11 protein-coding genes are annotated in these 15641 nt (G+C 67.4%); 4 read left to right on the top strand and 7 right to left on the bottom strand.

Features of this window, described 5'->3' with window-relative positions; all coding sequences use genetic code 11:
* Positions 1-38 precede the first annotated feature (38 nt).
* The 4 genes from N5C18_RS05560 to N5C18_RS05545 all read right to left on the bottom strand — a co-directional run bounded on the left by N5C18_RS05560 (position 39) and on the right by N5C18_RS05545 (position 3328).
* Complete coding sequence (locus tag N5C18_RS05560) at positions 39-431, bottom strand: hypothetical protein (RefSeq protein WP_279944017.1); 393 nt, start codon at positions 429-431, stop codon at positions 39-41.
* A 127-nt stretch (positions 432-558) separates the two neighbouring features.
* Complete coding sequence (adhP, locus tag N5C18_RS05555) at positions 559-1587, bottom strand: alcohol dehydrogenase AdhP (RefSeq protein WP_053508081.1); 1029 nt, start codon at positions 1585-1587, stop codon at positions 559-561.
* 96 nt (positions 1588-1683) lie between these two features.
* Positions 1684-2322 carry a bifunctional 4-hydroxy-2-oxoglutarate aldolase/2-dehydro-3-deoxy-phosphogluconate aldolase gene (gene eda, locus N5C18_RS05550; RefSeq protein ID WP_053508077.1) on the bottom strand — a complete coding sequence of 213 codons (639 nt, stop codon included), beginning with the start codon at positions 2320-2322 and terminating at the stop codon, positions 1684-1686.
* Positions 2309-3328 carry a sugar kinase gene (locus N5C18_RS05545; protein ID WP_053508071.1) on the bottom strand — a complete coding sequence of 340 codons (1020 nt, stop codon included), beginning with the start codon at positions 3326-3328 and terminating at the stop codon, positions 2309-2311. Before N5C18_RS05545 ends, eda begins: the two co-directional genes overlap by 14 nt.
* Positions 3329-3614: 286 nt before the next feature.
* Here N5C18_RS05545 and N5C18_RS05540 point away from each other — a divergent pair, with 286 nt between their 5' ends.
* Together N5C18_RS05540 and N5C18_RS05535 are read left to right on the top strand one after the other, a co-directional pair.
* Positions 3615-6365, top strand: coding sequence for a TonB-dependent receptor (locus N5C18_RS05540; RefSeq protein WP_279944016.1), 2751 nt, complete (start codon positions 3615-3617; stop codon positions 6363-6365).
* A 138-nt stretch (positions 6366-6503) separates the two neighbouring features.
* Positions 6504-10322: a LamG-like jellyroll fold domain-containing protein gene (locus N5C18_RS05535; protein ID WP_279944015.1), complete on the top strand. Its 3819-nt coding sequence runs from the start codon at positions 6504-6506 to the stop codon at positions 10320-10322.
* Positions 10323-10359: 37 nt separating this feature from the next.
* Here the strand turns inward: N5C18_RS05535 and N5C18_RS05530 are convergent, their stop codons facing one another.
* The 3 genes from N5C18_RS05530 to N5C18_RS05520 are packed head-to-tail and all read right to left on the bottom strand — an operon-like array spanning position 10360 to position 13610.
* A complete protein-coding gene (locus N5C18_RS05530) occupies positions 10360-10947 on the bottom strand; it encodes a cysteine dioxygenase family protein (RefSeq protein ID WP_053508051.1) in 588 nt (195 codons plus the stop codon).
* A gap of 51 nt (positions 10948-10998) precedes the next feature.
* Positions 10999-12621, bottom strand: coding sequence for a carboxylesterase family protein (locus N5C18_RS05525; RefSeq protein ID WP_006479419.1), 1623 nt, complete (start codon positions 12619-12621; stop codon positions 10999-11001).
* The gene (locus N5C18_RS05520; protein ID WP_049456670.1) at positions 12618-13610 is read right to left on the bottom strand and encodes an alpha/beta hydrolase; all 993 of its coding nucleotides are present in this window, start codon (positions 13608-13610) and stop codon (positions 12618-12620) included. The genes N5C18_RS05525 and N5C18_RS05520 overlap by 4 nt, the downstream gene beginning before the upstream one ends.
* Positions 13611-13765: 155 nt before the next feature.
* On the opposite strand from N5C18_RS05520, the gene N5C18_RS05515 reads away from it, so the two are divergent.
* Together N5C18_RS05515 and N5C18_RS05510 are read left to right on the top strand one after the other, a co-directional pair.
* Positions 13766-14593: a hypothetical protein gene (locus N5C18_RS05515; protein WP_004153358.1), complete on the top strand. Its 828-nt coding sequence runs from the start codon at positions 13766-13768 to the stop codon at positions 14591-14593.
* A 40-nt stretch (positions 14594-14633) separates the two neighbouring features.
* Positions 14634-15635, top strand: coding sequence for a TRAP transporter substrate-binding protein (locus tag N5C18_RS05510; RefSeq protein WP_279944014.1), 1002 nt, complete (start codon positions 14634-14636; stop codon positions 15633-15635).
* The last annotated feature ends 6 nt before the right edge of the window (positions 15636-15641 follow it).

The raw sequence follows: 15641 nt of genomic DNA, 5'->3' as shown, positions 1-15641 counted from the left end.
ACAGTTGCCGGCCAGCGGCCGGCACGACCTGTATGCGCTCAGCCCGGATCGCGCGACGCGCGGCGACCGAACCACCAGCCAACCAGCAGCTGCAGCGGCAGCGAGACCAGCAGGGAAACGACGAACCACATCGGGAAATCCGCGCCCACGCTCCACACCGCGTAGCCGCAGCCCAGCGCGATCAGCGACCAGATCGAGAAGCCATGCGAGCGCGGCCAGCAGGGCGCGTAATAGGTGGCGAAGGAGATGCCGGCGACGCCACCGAGCACGCTGAACGCCAGGTCCCAGCCCAGCTGCACGCTGTTGTTGTCCGGCGACAGGCCCAGCAGCGGCGGCAACCAGCTGGCGACGCTGCTGACCAGCGCGAGCGACAGCACGCCGCCGATCAGGGCGACGATGGACAGGAACAGGGTCTTGAGCAGGCCGGGCATGCGCGCATTGTACGGCTGCGCGAAGCGCCTGCGGTTGCCGGCCAGCAGCCGGCGCTACCGGTCGATCGGCATGGCCGCCGTGCCCGTGGGAGAGGGGTACGGTGCAACGGCGGCCATGCACAGGCGGTCAGGCGGCGAAGTCGAGCACCACGCGGCCTTCGATGGTGCCCGCGTGCATGCGCGCGAACACGTCGTTGATGTTTTCCAGGCGATCGGTGCTGACCGTGGCGGCGACCTTGCCCTCGGCGGCAAACTGCAGCGACTCCTGCAGGTCCAGCCGGGTGCCGACGATCGAGCCACGCACGGTGATGCCGTTGAGCACCATGCCGAAGATGTCCAGCGGGAAGTTGCCCGGCGGCAAACCATTGAGCGAGACGGTACCGCCACGGCGGACCATGCCCAGCGCCTGCTCGAATGCCTTCGGCGATACCGCCGTGACCAGCGCACCGTGTGCGCCGCCGATCTCCTTCTTCAGGTAGGCGGCCGGATCGGTGGTGCGCGCGTTGACGGTGACCTGGGCACCCAGCTGCCGCGCCAGTGCCAGCTTGTTGTCGTCCACGTCCACCGCGGCCACGTTCAGGCCCATCGCACGGGCGTACTGCACGGCCATGTGGCCGAGGCCGCCGATGCCGGAGATCACCACCCAGTCACCGGGCCTGGTGTCGGTGACCTTCAGCCCCTTGTAGACGGTCACGCCGGCGCATAGTACCGGCGCGATCTCGACGAAGCCCACTTCCTTCGGAAGCAGGCCGACATAGTTGGCATCGGCCAGTGCGTACTCGGCGAAGCCGCCGTTGACCGAGTAACCGGTGTTGCGCTGCGTCTCGCACAGCGTCTCCCAGCCACCCAGGCAGTGTTCGCAATGGCCACACGCCGAGTACAACCAGGGGATGCCGACCCTGTCGCCTTCCCTGACGTGCCCTACCCCGCCTCCCACGGCCACGACGTGCCCCACGCCCTCGTGGCCGGGGATGAATGGCGGGTTCGGTTTCACCGGCCAGTCGCCCTCGGCGGCGTGCAGGTCGGTGTGGCATACGCCACAGGCCTCGATCCTGACCAGTACCTCGCCCGCCCCCGGGCGCGGTACCGAGACTTCCTCGATCACCAGTGGTTTGCCGAACTCACGCACGACAGCGGCCTTCATGGTTGGATTCATGTCCGGATCTCCGTAGTGCGCTTGCCCACAGAATGACGCCGGCCCGGGGCCGGCGCTTTGATCACGATCAAACCTTTGAAGATTCGTGCCGCTGGTTCAGCTGGCCAGCACCGAGGCCTCGCGGGCCAGGCGCTCGATGGCGTCCCAGTCACGGGTCTGCAGCAGCGCCGGCGTGGTCAGCCACGAACCGCCCACGCACAGCACGTTGGGCAGGTGCAGGAACTGCGGCGCGGTCTGCGCGCTGATGCCGCCGGTCGGGCAGAAGCGCACGTCGGCGAACGGGCCGTGCCAGGCCGCCAGCAGCGCGGCACCACCGGCCTGCACCGCCGGGAAGAACTTGAAGGTGTCGTGGCCGTGCTCCAGGCCGAGGATCAGGTCCGAGGCCGTGGCAGCGCCAGGCAGATACGGCAGGTCGGCATCACGCGCCGCGGCATACAGCGCCGGCGTGGCACCCGGCGATACCGCGAAACGCGCGCCGGCCTGCCTGGCCGCCTGCATCTGCGCGGCGTTGAGCACGGTGCCGGCACCGATCACCGCGTCGGGCACCGCCTCGACCATGGCCTTGATCGCATCCAGCGCCTGCGGCGTGCGCAGGGTCACTTCGATCACCGGCAGGCCGCCGCGGAACAGCGCCTGGGCCACGTTGACCGCTTCGTTCACATCTTCGGGGGTGTACACCGGAATCACCGGTGCCAGTTTCAACAGTGCGCGCAGGCGCGGATCAGCGGCGGACATCGAATCGCTCCTCGCCCAACAGGGCCAGCACGTCAGCTTCGCTGACAGGATTGAAATCGCCGGGAATGGAGTGCTTCAACGTCCCGGCGGCCAGGCCGAAACGTACGGTGGCGTCGGCATCAAGGCCGCACAGGATGCCATGCAGGATGCCGGCCGCGAAGGCATCACCGCCGCCGATGCGGTCGACAATGCCCTGCAGATGGCGCGGCGGGGCGTGCGCGCGCGTCCCGTCACGACCCAGCAGCAACGCGCCCATCGCATGATGGTCCACGCTCAGCACCTGCCGCTGTGTGCATGCCATCCACTGCAGTTGCGGAAATGCACTGAACGCGGCGGTTGCAGCCGCGTCGATCCGCTCCATCACCTCGGGCTGACTGAAGCGCGTGCCCAATACGACTTCCATGTCGCGATAGTCGGCGAACACGATGTCAGCCTGCGCGAACAGCTCGCGCAACACCGCTTGGGCATCTCCGCCCCAGCGCTGCCAGAGCCGGGGCCGGAAATTGCCGTCGAAGGAGACCCGGACACCGGCCTGTCGAGCCGCGCATGCCGCCGCCAGCGTGGCGGCCGCCACCTCCGGTCCCAGTGCCGGGCTGACACCGGATACATGCAGCCACTGTGCGCCCTGCAGCAGCGCGGGCCAGTCATAGTCAGCCGCGGTGCTGCGCGCGAACGCCGAATCGGCGCGGTCATAGACCACTTCGCTGGCACGCTGGACCGCGCCGGTGGTGAGGAAGTACAGCCCCATGCGTGCGTCCGGTACTTCGCGCACATGACGGGTATCCACGCCGTGCCGGCGCAGTTCGCCCAGCGCATGGGCACCCAGCGGATTGCCCGCCACCGCGCCCACCATCGCCACGTGATGTCCCAGCCGGGACAGCGAGACACCTACGTTTGCCTCGGCGCCACCCACATGAACCTGCAGCTGTGGCGATTGCAGCAGCAGCTCGTGGCCGGGCGCGCCCAAGCGCAGCAACAGCTCACCGAAACAGACGATACGACCCATATCAGCTCCTTCACGCGCGCCACCAGCATGGGACACTGCATGGCATGTAAGTGGACCACGCGAGGGGGCGTGGCAATTGACTATCGGTGTCATTCTAGACCGAGTTTGCCTTGAACGTGCTTGGTCATGATGTCGAAAGCATTGTCCCGCAAGCATCTTGGAGACATTACAGATCTGTTGCGGTGCAAGATGCCCGATCCCAATCGTGCTGCTAACGTCGACTTTGACCAGCGGTGTCATTCCGCTATACAGCCGCGATACCAGACCTTTGGGAGAGGGGAAAGGCATGCAATCTCGGATCCATGGAAAAAAGACACCGGTTACCTTGCTGGCGATGGGCGTTGCACTGGCCCTGTCGGCAAACGCGACCGCCCAGCAGCAGACCGCTACCGACCTGGACACGGTGAATGTCACCGGCTACCGCGCCAGCGTCGAGAAAGCCCTGGACATCAAGCGTGGCGAGGCCGGCGTGGTCGATGCCATCGTCGCCGAGGACATCGGCAAGTTCCCCGACCTCAATCTGGCCGAATCGCTGCAGCGCATCCCGGGCGTGGTGATCACCCGCGAGGCCGGTGAAGGTCGCAACATTTCGGTGCGCGGGCTAGGCCCGGATTTCACCCGCGTGCGCATCAACGGCATGGAGGCGCTGACCACCGTGGGTGCCGGTGACCAGAGCGGCGGTACCAACCGTGGCCGTGGCTTCGACTTCAATGTGTTCGCTTCGGACCTGTTCTCGCAGCTGCTGGTTCGCAAGACGGCCTCGGCCGACGTGGAAGAAGGATCGCTGGGCGCCACGGTCGACCTGCGCACCGCGCGCCCGTTCGACTATGACGGCTTCACCTTCGCCGCCAGTGGCCAGGCCGGCTACAACCAGATGGCTGAAAAAGCCGACCCGCGATTGGCCGCGCTGATCTCCAACACCTTCGCCGATGGCACCTTCGGCGCGCTGCTGTCGGTGGCCTACTCCGAGCGCCAGGTGCTGGAGGAGGGCTCCAACACCGGACGCTGGGCCAATGGCCCCAGCAACGGCAACTTCGCCGCGTCCTCACCGTTTGCCGCAGCGCGTGCGGCCGATGTCTTCCACCCGCGCTTCCCGCGTTATGTACAGATGGAGCACGAGCAGAAGCGCCTGGGCGTGACCGGCTCGCTGCAGTGGAAGCCCAGCACCGCCACCGAAGTCTCGCTGGACGTGCTGTACTCGAAGATCGATGCCACCCGCGATGAGCAGTACATCGAAGCGATCTCCTTCAGCCGTGGCAGCAGCAGCACGCCGCGCCTGGTCGGCAAGCCGAGCACCATCGTCAAGAACGGCGAGATCCGCAACGGTGCGCTGCTGTACGGCGAATTCGACAACGTCGACATCCGCACCGAGAACCGCCACGACGAGTGGAGTACCGAGTTCAAGCAGATCAGCCTGAACGGCCAGCACCGTTTCGGTGATGATTTCACCGTGTCCGGCAAGCTGGGCATCTCGCGCTCCAGGCACGAGAACCCGGTGCAGACCACGGTCATCATGGACAAGTACGACGTCAAGGGTTACAGCTACGACTACCGTGGCAACAGCCGTTTCCCGATCCTCAACTACGGCATCGACCCGACCGATCCCAATGGTTGGGAGCTGGCCGAAATCCGTTTGCGCCCGCAGTACGTGGACAATGATTTCGACACCGGCCAGATCGACTTCAACTGGAACATCAGCCCCGGCTTCCGACTGAAGGGCGGCGTGCTGGCCAAGGACTACACGTTCAAGACCACCGAGCTGCGCCGCGCCAGCGAACTGGCCGTGCCCACCTTCGCCAACGGCAGCCGCATCGTGCCGGTGGACATGACCAGCCCCGCCGGCCTGAAGGGCATCAACGGCAACCCGTCCAACTGGGTGGTGCCGAACCTGGACGCGATCGCCGACCAGTTCGACATCTACAGCAACAGCGGCATCTACGCCGTCGCACCGCGCGCCAACAACGTGCGCAGCGTGGAAGAGAAGGATCGCGGTGTGTACCTGATGGGCGAGTTCAGCACCGAGATCGGCTCGCTGCCGCTGTCGGGCAACGTCGGCGTGCGTTACGTGCGCACCAAGCAGTCGTCCACCGGGCTTTCCACGCTGGCCAGTGGCACCACCTCGACCACCGCCACCCGCACCTACGACGACACCCTGCCTTCGTTCAACCTGGTGGCCGAGGTCACGCCTGATTTCCTGATCCGCCTGGGCGCGGCCAAGGTGATGACCCGTCCGGGTCTGGGTAGCCTGACGCCCGGTGCAACAGTGGCCGTGGCCGGCGGTGCACGTACCATCTCCAGCGGCAATCCCAACCTGGACCCGACGCGCGCCACCAACGTCGACCTGGGCTTCGAGTGGTACTTCGCTGAAGGTGCGATGGCCGGCCTGGGCCTGTTCTACAAGGACATCGAGACCTCCGTGCAGACCCTGCGCGAGAACCGCCCGTACACCGACAGCGGCCTGCCCGCCGATCTGCTGATCGGTACCGGCGCCTCGCCCACCGACGATTTCACCTTCACCCGCCCGGTCAACACCCCCGGTGGTGAACTGTACGGTGCAGAAGCCAACTACACGCAGCCCTTCACTTTCCTGCCGGGCAAGTGGTCCAACCTCGGTGTGCAGTTGAACTACACCTGGGTGGAATCGAAGATCCAGTACATCAACTCGGCCGGCCAGCCGGTGATGAAGAACGATCTGCTGGGGCTGTCCAAGTCGTCCTGGAACGCGACGTTGTTCTACGAAGGCGAAACCTTTGCCGGTCGCGTCTCGGCCACCAACCGCGACGACTACCTCACCCAGGTACCCGGCCAGGAAACCGGCTTCAACCTGGACGGCTACCACGGCATGACCGGTACCACGGTCATTGATGCTTCGATCCGCTACAAGATCAGCGATCAGCTGGAACTGAGCCTGGAAGGCATCAACCTGACCAACGAAGCGTCGGACGAGTGGGTGTACTCGCCGGCGACCGGCCGCCTGCCGCTGCAGTACACCGAAACCGGCCGCCAGTTCCTGCTCGGCGTGCGCTACAAGTTCTGAGCAACGCCGGCGGCGCGCATCGATGCGCGCCGCCGTTTGCCGTGACCACTGCTGCGCCGCAAGGTGCCGTCGCGGCGTGGCCTTGCTACGGTCCGGCGGCCCACCGCCGGCCGTGGCCCGTTGAAAGGAAACATCTCCATGCCGCACCGCACGACTGTGTTTCGCTGCCTGCTGTTGGCAGTGGCGCTGGCTGCTGGCCCCGCGACGGCCGCCGCCGATGCCGCCAACCTGCTTGCTCCCACCCTGCTCTTCCACGTCGATGCCAACCACGGCCTGCAGGCTGCGACAGCACAGGGCGAGGCCGTACCGAACTTCCGCGACAAGGTGGCGGTGGTCGACGACGGTGTACGTGGCAAGGCGATCCAGTGGGAAGACGATGGCGTGCTGGCCTGGGACGCGCCGGGCAACATCCTCGCCCAGCGCGGCACTCTCGCCTTCGACTGGCGCTCGCGCTATGCGGTGGGCGAGGCTCCGTTCGTGATCTTCCGCGTCGGTTACGCCGACCACAGCAGCTGGGACATGGCCTGGCTGCGCATCGACTGGAACGGACGCGGTTTCGATGCTTTCGTCACCGATGCCAACCTCGCACGCACCCGCGTGTCCTTCCGCATGGACACGCCGCCGGGGCCGGACCAGTGGCTGCACCTGGCCTTCGCCTGGGACGAAGACCAGGGCGTGCGCCTGTTCGTCGATGGTCGTGAAGTGGCGCGCGCGCAGGCAACCGGCGATTACGATGCCGCGCTGGATCAGCTTGGCCTGGCGGGCCGGGTGATGGCTCCGTACCAGGTGCAGAGCCGCTACAACTTCCTGCGCGGCAGTGATTTCCAGCACATCCGCGTGTATGACCGCATGCTGGACGCGGCGGCGGTGCAGGCCCTGGCCGCCGGCAAGGTCGCGGCCAGCGCGGTGGCGCCGGCCTCCGACCAGCGCGCATGGCGCCACCGCTTCGGCTGGGACGGCGCGGCACCGCCTGCGCTGGCGGCGGGCGGAACGCGCATCCGCAAGATCGAATTCGCCGACACCCGCGACATGAAGGCATGGATGTGGAAGGCCACCGATGGCATCGCCGAAACCACCTGGCCGGGCGTCTACAACCGCTCGCGCCTGCCCGGCCGCAACGACTATTTCCAGCTGCCGGACTGGAACACCTACGTGGAAAGCGGGCAGTACCTGGACCTGACCCTGCCGGTGGGCGAGACCGTGAACCGCGTGGAGATCCGCGGTGCGGCCTTCGGCACGCTGGGCCACGGGCCCGACGCAGAACATGCCACCGACGTGCTGGCCACGCGCCCGCGCGGCGTGGTGCGCAGCGTGCAGGACATCCCCGCGCAGCAGGGAGGCGTGCTGCGTTTCAGCAACGTGGAACAGGAAACGCCGATCCAGGAAGTCTGGGCCTACAACGTGAGCGAAGGCGCCGAACCGGAAGGCACGGTGACACAGGCCTACGTGATTGACAGCCAGGCGCTGCCCGACTACACCAACCTGGAAGTGCTTCGGCGCTACATCGATGGCCGCTTCCCGGTGTCCGAGCGCAGCACGGTGATGGCCCTGCCCAAGGGCGCCGGTTCGCGCCGGCGCAGCGCCGACAGCCTGCCGGCGCAACCTCGCCCGATCGTGCATGTACTGATTCCTTCCGGCGTGGGCGACGCCCCGGCCAACCAGCCGCTGATCCGCAGCTGGGCCTACAGCTGGGAAAACATGCATGACGGCCTGGATGGCGTGGCCATCGACCTTCCTGCATTGGACCTGCCGGCCACCCACGATGGGCTGATCCCGCTCAACATCCGCATCAAGGATCCGATCTGGCCGGCACGCGACATGATCGACGTCTCGGTGTCGGTGCCGCCGGGGCAGCAGCGCACGCTGTGGCTGGACCTGCGCGATCGCATCCTTACCCCGGACAGCCTGTGGTTGAGCATCGCCTCGGCCGCACCGGGCTTCGATGCCGGCGCGCTGGACGGCGCGCAGATCCGCCTGGTGTTCAAGCCACGTGCCGAAGCCTTGAAGGAACACGTGGCCGACCGCTTCAACCAGGTGCGCGACAACTGGGGCTTCCTGGTGGAGGAACACACCACCTCCAAGCGGCAGCGCCTCTATGCACGCGTGTACGCCGATCTGAGCGATCTGCTGCGCGTGGACCCGGACCACGAACTCGGTCGCCTGTACTGGAACTACATCAGCTACAACAGCCAGGGTCGACCGCCCTACACCGCGCCGGAGGTACCCAGGGGCGTGCCGGCGTGGGCGTTCAACCAGGTGCAGGATCTGGCCCAGGTGCGCCGGTTCGTTGACTGGTGGATCGATGAGCGGCAGGTGGCCTACGGTGATTTCGGCGGCGGCATTTCCGATGATTCCGACCTGACCCAGCAGTGGCCGGGGCTGGCGCTGATGGGCGTGCAGCCGGAGCGGCTGAATGCTTCGCTGACCGCGCTATCCGATGCGGTGTACCGCAATGGCATGTTCAGCAATGGCCTGAGCACCATCGAAACCGACGAACTGCATTCCTATGAGGAAGGCATCAACACCAACAGCGCCATGCTCTACCTCAACTGGGGCGACCCGTTGACGCTGGAGCGGCTGATGGAAACGGTGAAGGCTTTCGACGAGCGCATCATCCTGCGCAATCCGCAGGGCCACCTGCTGTTCTCCAGCAACTGGTTCGGTGGCAACAAGATCTACCGCGAACCCAACTGGCAGTGGCAGAAGCCGTACTCGTTCCCGGTGCTGCACCCAGCCTTCCTGCTGGGCCAGTACAACGCCGACCCGACTGGCCGCAGGCTGGTGATCGGCCTGGCCGATGGCTACCTGGCCCATGCAGGCAAGGACGACCAGGGGCGCTTCACCCTGCCCAACGAGATCAACTGGGCCACCGGTGCCACCCGCGGCGGCGAGTTGAACAACGGCTCCGGCGGCGGCGACACGATGCACACCTTCTGGGCGGCGTGGCGCTGGACCGGCGATGCGAAGTACCTGCAGGCGCTGGATTACCGGGTAGCGCGCGGTGGCCCGGGTGCGCTGGCCAACCTCGGCGAGAACTACGTCGACGTGCTCGCCCGGCAGCAGGACTGGTACCCGAAGCTGACCGCCGAGGCCGATGCCGGCAGGACCGGCTTCGCCAGCCTGATGGCGTGGCAGGCCAGTGGTGACATGAAGTACATCGATGCGCTGCATGCCGAGGGTCTCCAGTCCAAGGTGCAACGCGCCTACATGAACACCGATGGACACTGGTGGTCCGATCGGGTGGAAGCACCGAGCGAATTCCTGCAGCGCGCACGCCTGGGCGGCATCGCGCTGAAGCGCAACCAGAGTTGGCCCGGCCACACCGTCAGCTGGCGCTTCGACCGCGATGGTGCCGCCGAGCAGGTCGCCCTGCTGGTGCATGCGCCCTCGCGCGAGCGCTTCACCGTGACCAGCTACAACCTGGGGGCGCGCACCATTGCCGCTGACATGACCGGCTGGAACGTGGCCAGCGGTACCTGGCGCATCCGCAGTGGCGTGGATACCAACGGCGATGGCCGCATCGACGGCACGCCGGTCGAACGCAGCGTGAAGCTGGAGACCAGTGCCTCGGTGCCGATGCAGTTCCGCCCGGGCCGCACCGAGGTGTTCGAGTTCGAGCGTGTGTCTGCGGGCACGGCGGTGGAGACACGCGCGGACCTGGGCGTGGGCCGTGGCGATCTGCATGTGGACGGCCGCCAGTTGCAGGTGACCGTGCACAGCCTGGGCCACGTTGGCAGTGGCGTGGGCGTGGCCGTGCTGGAAGATGCGCGTGGCCGCGAGATCGCACGCACCGAGGTGCCCGCGATGGCGGCACCGACCGACCTGCAGCCGAAGACCGTGCGGGTCCTGCTGCCGTTGCCGGCCGGTGACCGCAGTGGGCTGCGCGTGCGCGTGGCGCTGGCCGATGGCGGCGAGGAAGTGACACGGTTGAACAACGTGGCAGCCGTGCCGCAGTGATTCCATCGCTTCGCAGGGCGTGTCCCGGCGGGTACCGTCAGGACGCCTCGGTTTCCAGGCGCTTCACCCGCCGCTGGTACCAGTCTTCACCCAGCGGCTCGAACACGGCGCTGCGTTCCATCACGCCCTCGTACACGTGCAGCGATACCGCCACATCCGCATCGCTGGCGTTGCACAGCGTGTGGTACTCGTGCGGTGGGATCAGGCTGCCCGCGCTGCCGCGATGGCCGTACAGCGTCGGCTGGGCGGCGAAGCGATGGCGTTCGCCATCCTGCTCCAGCAGTGCGTACGGGGTGACGACCAGTTCACCCTGCCAGACGCCCTCCACACACCACATCGCATCGTGGTCGTGCAGTGGCGTGCCCTGGCCCGGGCCCCAGCACATCGCGATGACGCTGTAGCCCAGGGTCGGGCTGCGGTGCAGTTCGCGGCGGGCATAGTGTCCTTCGACCGGGCGCCGCACGCTGGGTGGCAGCTGGATCGAAGGATCGACGATGGCCTCACGCAGGACCTGCTGCAGCGCCCCGGTGATCGCCTCGGGCCTGCGCAGCATCACCGCGGTATCGATCGCGGCGAGCAGGCGCTCCCGTCCGGTGAACGACAGTGGCGAGGACATCTCTCCCATGACCCGACTCTAGCCGAGAAGAGTTAACGGAATGTTTGCACTGCGGTGTCATCACTGCGTGCCGCGCTGCACGAACGGTACTTTTCCATACAGCGCCCGTTCGCCCGCACGTGGATCATCGACCACGCGGCTGTGGCGGTCGAACAGCATGGTTTGCCGCTGCGGCAGGCCGTAAGGGGCCCATTGCGACATTCCATGATGATTGGGGTCGCCGGTGCGCGCGAACGCGATCAGCGCATCGCTCATCGTCGCGGCCAGCGCTTGCGCATCTGCACCGCCTCCGGTGCGGGCCCCCGGCAGGCCGGCGTTGTCGAACACCAGCGGAATGTCCAGGGTATGAAAGGCGCGCAGCCGGCCTTCTTCCACCGGCGATCCCCACTCCAGCTGATACGCCCAGGTGGGCGCCGCGCCGCTGGGCTGGCGCGCACGCGCCTCCAGTTCCTCCAGCGCACCGCGCCAGGACCGCCCGGCGGTGGTGGCGGCGAAAAACACTTCCGACGGCGTGTAGTGCGGGTACAGGCGCCGGTACTCGGCGATCACCGTCTGCGGCAGCAGATCGACGAACTGCTGGCGTTCCAGCTGCGCCGGCAAGGTGTCCCACGTCAAGGCGAAGTTGGCCGGATCATTGCCGAGAAACGCACGGGTCTCGTCGCGGGTATTGCCGATCACCATCGGAATGCCGGCCGATTGCCGCGGTGCCTGCGGCCAGAACGGATGGACCGGCAGGCAGACCTCGTCCAGTACCGGCCCGAAGTACAGCGACGAGCTTTCCACCCGTGAGGGATCGCGTGCACGGGTGGCCGCCAGCAGATCGGCGGCGGGCAACCGCAGCAATGCCGCCAGGTCCTTCGCGCCCACGGCCTGCATGGCGATCGCCGCGCGCTGTGCCGCTGCACGCGGGCCGGCTGCAGTGACCTGCTGTCCGCTCATCGTCCAGGCGCGCTGGAACAGGCCGCGCGCGGCCGGCATCGCCATCAGCGTGGCGATCTTGGCCCCTCCGCCGGACTGGCCGAACACGGTGATGTTGCCGGCATCACCGCCGAAGGTGGCCGCATGCTCGCGCACCCACTGCAGCGCCTGCACCAGGTCGAGCTGGCCGGCATTGCCCGACGCGGCGTAGCGTGCATCACCCAGCGCACCCAGATACAGATAGCCGAAGGCGTTCAGGCGATGGTTGAGGGTGACCACCACCACGTCGCCGCGACGGCAGAGCGCGCTGCCGTCGTAGAGGGGGTCGCTGCCGGCGCCATTGTTGAAACCACCGCCGTGGATGTAGACCAGCACGGGGCGACGGGCGCCATCGCCCAGCGCGGGCGTCCAGACGTTGAGGTACAGGCAGTCCTCGCTCCCCGGACCTTCGGTGCCGCCCTGTGGTGCGGCCGCGCCATAGTCCAGCGCATCGGCGATCCCGTTCCAGGCCGCTTCCCGGCGTGGTGGCTGGAAGCGATAGGCGCCCGTATCGGCGCCGTAGCGCAGGCCACGGAACACCAGCACGCCCTGTTGACGCTGGCCACGCACACGCCCTCCGCGCAGCCGGACGATCGGCAGGCGGTCGTCGCGTGCGCCCGGCACCGCCGTTGCCGGCAGGGCTGCCAGAGTGGCCGTGGCCAACGCCCAGCGCGCACTGTCGCGCAGAAAGCGGCGGCGCTGCAGATCGCTTGGCGCTCCCGTCACCGGCCGTCCTCCGCACCGGCCCCTGCCACCAGCCAGGCCTGTGCCAGGGCCGGCCACAGCGCCAGCGTCGAACCGCGCTGCAGGTGCATGCCGAAGCCATGTCCACCATGGGCGAACACATGCAGCTCGTGCTCGACACCCGCGGCGGCCAGGGCCTGCGCCATCACCTGGCTGTTGTGCACGCTGACCACCCGATCGTCATTGGCATGTATCAGCATCGTCGGTGGCATGTCCGGGCGGACATGCTGCTGCAGGGAATACTGCGCAGCCAGGGCGGCATCAGGATGCTCGCCCAGCAGGCGCCCGCGCGAACCGCTGTGTGCATGCGCGCCCATGTCGATGACCGGATAGACCAGCACCGCCCGCGCCGGCCGCGCGCTCAACCGATCGATCGCATCACCTGCGGGATAGACCGGAGCATCGAAACCGGTGGCCAGCCGCGCAGCCACGTGGCCGCCGGCGGAGAAGCCAACGACCGCTACGTCGTCGGTGCGCAGGCCGCGCCGCGCGGCCTGGTCGCGCACCACCCGCAGCGCGCGCTGGGCATCGGCCAGCGCGGCCTGGCGGTCCCTGCCCGGCTGCGGCAGACGGTAGCGAAGGACGAACAGGGTAAACCCGGCGCGCTGCACCCAGTCGGGTACCAGCGCACTGCCTTCCTTGTCGATCACCACCCGCTGGTAACCACCGCCTGGAATGACCAGCACGGCATGGCCGTTCGGATGTACAGGGGTGTGCACCATCAGGTAGGGCGCATCGATGCCATCCACGAACCGGTCCGGATGGGCCGGGTCGGGGCTGCGTTCAACCACGCGCGCCGGCCGTGCCGGGCTGCTTTCGCCGGGCACCCGGCCGTCTGGCCATAGGGGCAGGCGTTCGCCCGCGACCTCCCTGCCCAGCCGCTGCCCGTCGCGCAGTGGGACCTCGGCGGCAGGTGCGGGCGCAGCGGCCAGCAGAACGGACAGGCACAGTACAAGGGTGGGCAAACGCATGTCGGACCGGGCTCCAGCGGGGGTGGGCAGCGTGCCGCACGCGCCGGGAAAGAGGGCGTGGTGCGCTGCGGCTTGCGTGATGACACCGGTTTACCATATACACCTCCTGCAGACGCTGTCGATGGGCAGTGCAACAACGCAGAGGGAGACCGTTCTTGAGCAACGAACACGGCACACAGGGGCAGACGCCGACGCCGGACGATGCAGCCGCGATCGCCCGCGCCTTCACCGCCGCACGCCGCGCAGGCAACACCCTGCCTGCGTTTCCAGGCGCTATCCCGGCAGATCTGGTGAATGCCTACCTGGTCCAGGACCAGGCGATTGATCTCTGGGACGACCAGGTGATCGGCTGGAAGGTGGGATACATCGCCGCCGAGCGTCGCGATGGTTCCGGGGATGAGCGCCTGCTGGGGCCGATCTTCAAACGTCAGCTCTGGAATGATACCGGTGGAACAACGGACATCCCGGTGTTCGTCGGCGGCTTCGGTGCAGTGGAGGCAGAGTATGTGCTGGAGCTGCTGGAAGACGCGCCGGCCGGTCAGCTGCACTGGTCTCCGGAGCAGGCTGAGGCCCTGCCCGCGCGCCTCTACATCGGCGTGGAAGTGGCCAGCAGCCCGCTGGCCACCATCAACGAACTGGGCCCGCGCGTCGTGGTATCCGACTTCGGCAACAACAACGGGCTGGTGCTGGGGCAGGAGATTGCCGGCTGGACGGCCCGCGATGAGATCGACCTGCGCGCGGAAACCCTCATCGACGGCGAGGTGGTCGGTTCCGGTGGTGCGCCCCGCCTCCCCGGTGGCCTGCGTGCGGCCTACGCCTTCGCACTGTCCCGTTCGGCGCTGCGCGGCCGGCCGCTGCGCAAGGGCGATCTGATCGCAACCGGCAATGCCACCGGCATCCACGACATCGAGGCAGGACAAACGGCGCTGGTGCGCTTTGCCGGCTTCGGTGACATTGCCTGCCGGGCCGTGCCAGCGGGTTGACCGCTGGCCTGCCCTGGTGAACACGCGCGGGAGGGCGCAGATGATCACACGACGTAACTTCCTGGCCGGTGGCGCTGCCGCACTGGCTACGCCGATGCTCGCCGCCTGCGGCCGCGGGCCGGGCGGCAGCGTGGACGGCAGCACCCTGCTGACCGCCACCGACGTGCACGTGGCCGACTACCCGACCGTCACTGCGGTGAAGTGGATCGGCGAAACGCTGGAGCGTGAGACCAACGGCCGGCTGTACCTGCGCCAGTATCATTCAGGGCAGCTGGGCCGCGAGTCGGAAGCGATCGACATGGCACGCTTCGGTGCCATCGACATCACCCGCGTGTATGCCGGTGCACTGAACAATGCATTTCCCCTGACCCAGGCGCTTTGCCTGCCCTATGTCTTCAGGTCGGTCGCGCACCAGCGCGCCGCGCTCGATAGCGGCGTGGCAGACACGGTGCTGCGCGGCTTTGAAAGCCGCGACCTGGTCGGACTGGCGATCTACGATTCCGGCGCACGCTGCTTCTACAACACCAAGCATCCGATCATTTCGCCGAAGGATCTGCATGGCCTGAAGCTGCGCGTGGCCTCCTCGGACATCTTCATCCAGCTGATGCGCCTGCTCGGTGCCAATCCGACGCCGATGTCGCTGGGCGACACGTTCTCGGGCATGGAAACGCACATGATCGATGGTGCCGAGAACAACATGCGCAGCTTCCACTCCAGCCGCCACTTCGAGGCGGCGCACTACTGGTCGCAGAGCGACCATTCGTACGCACCGGACGTGCTGCTGATGTCGCGCGCCCGCTTCGAACGATTGGGCGCGGATGATCGCCAGCTGTTGCTGCACACCGCACGCGCATCGGTGACGGTGATGCGCGAGCACTGGGACGCGTCGGAGGACGCTGCACGCCGCGCCGTGCTGGCCTATGGCGTGAAAGCCAATGAGGTCGACATGCCCGCCTTCCGGGCCGCCGCCCAGCCGCTGCTCAAGCAGTACCTGCAACAGCCGGACATCGCCGCGCTGGTTGACCGCATCCGCGCTGCCTGAGGACAT

The organism is Stenotrophomonas sp. GD03930, from assembly GCF_029839665.1.
Classification (GTDB): Bacteria; Pseudomonadota; Gammaproteobacteria; order Xanthomonadales; family Xanthomonadaceae; genus Stenotrophomonas; species Stenotrophomonas forensis.
This window is presented reverse-complemented; position numbering and strand designations above follow the sequence as displayed.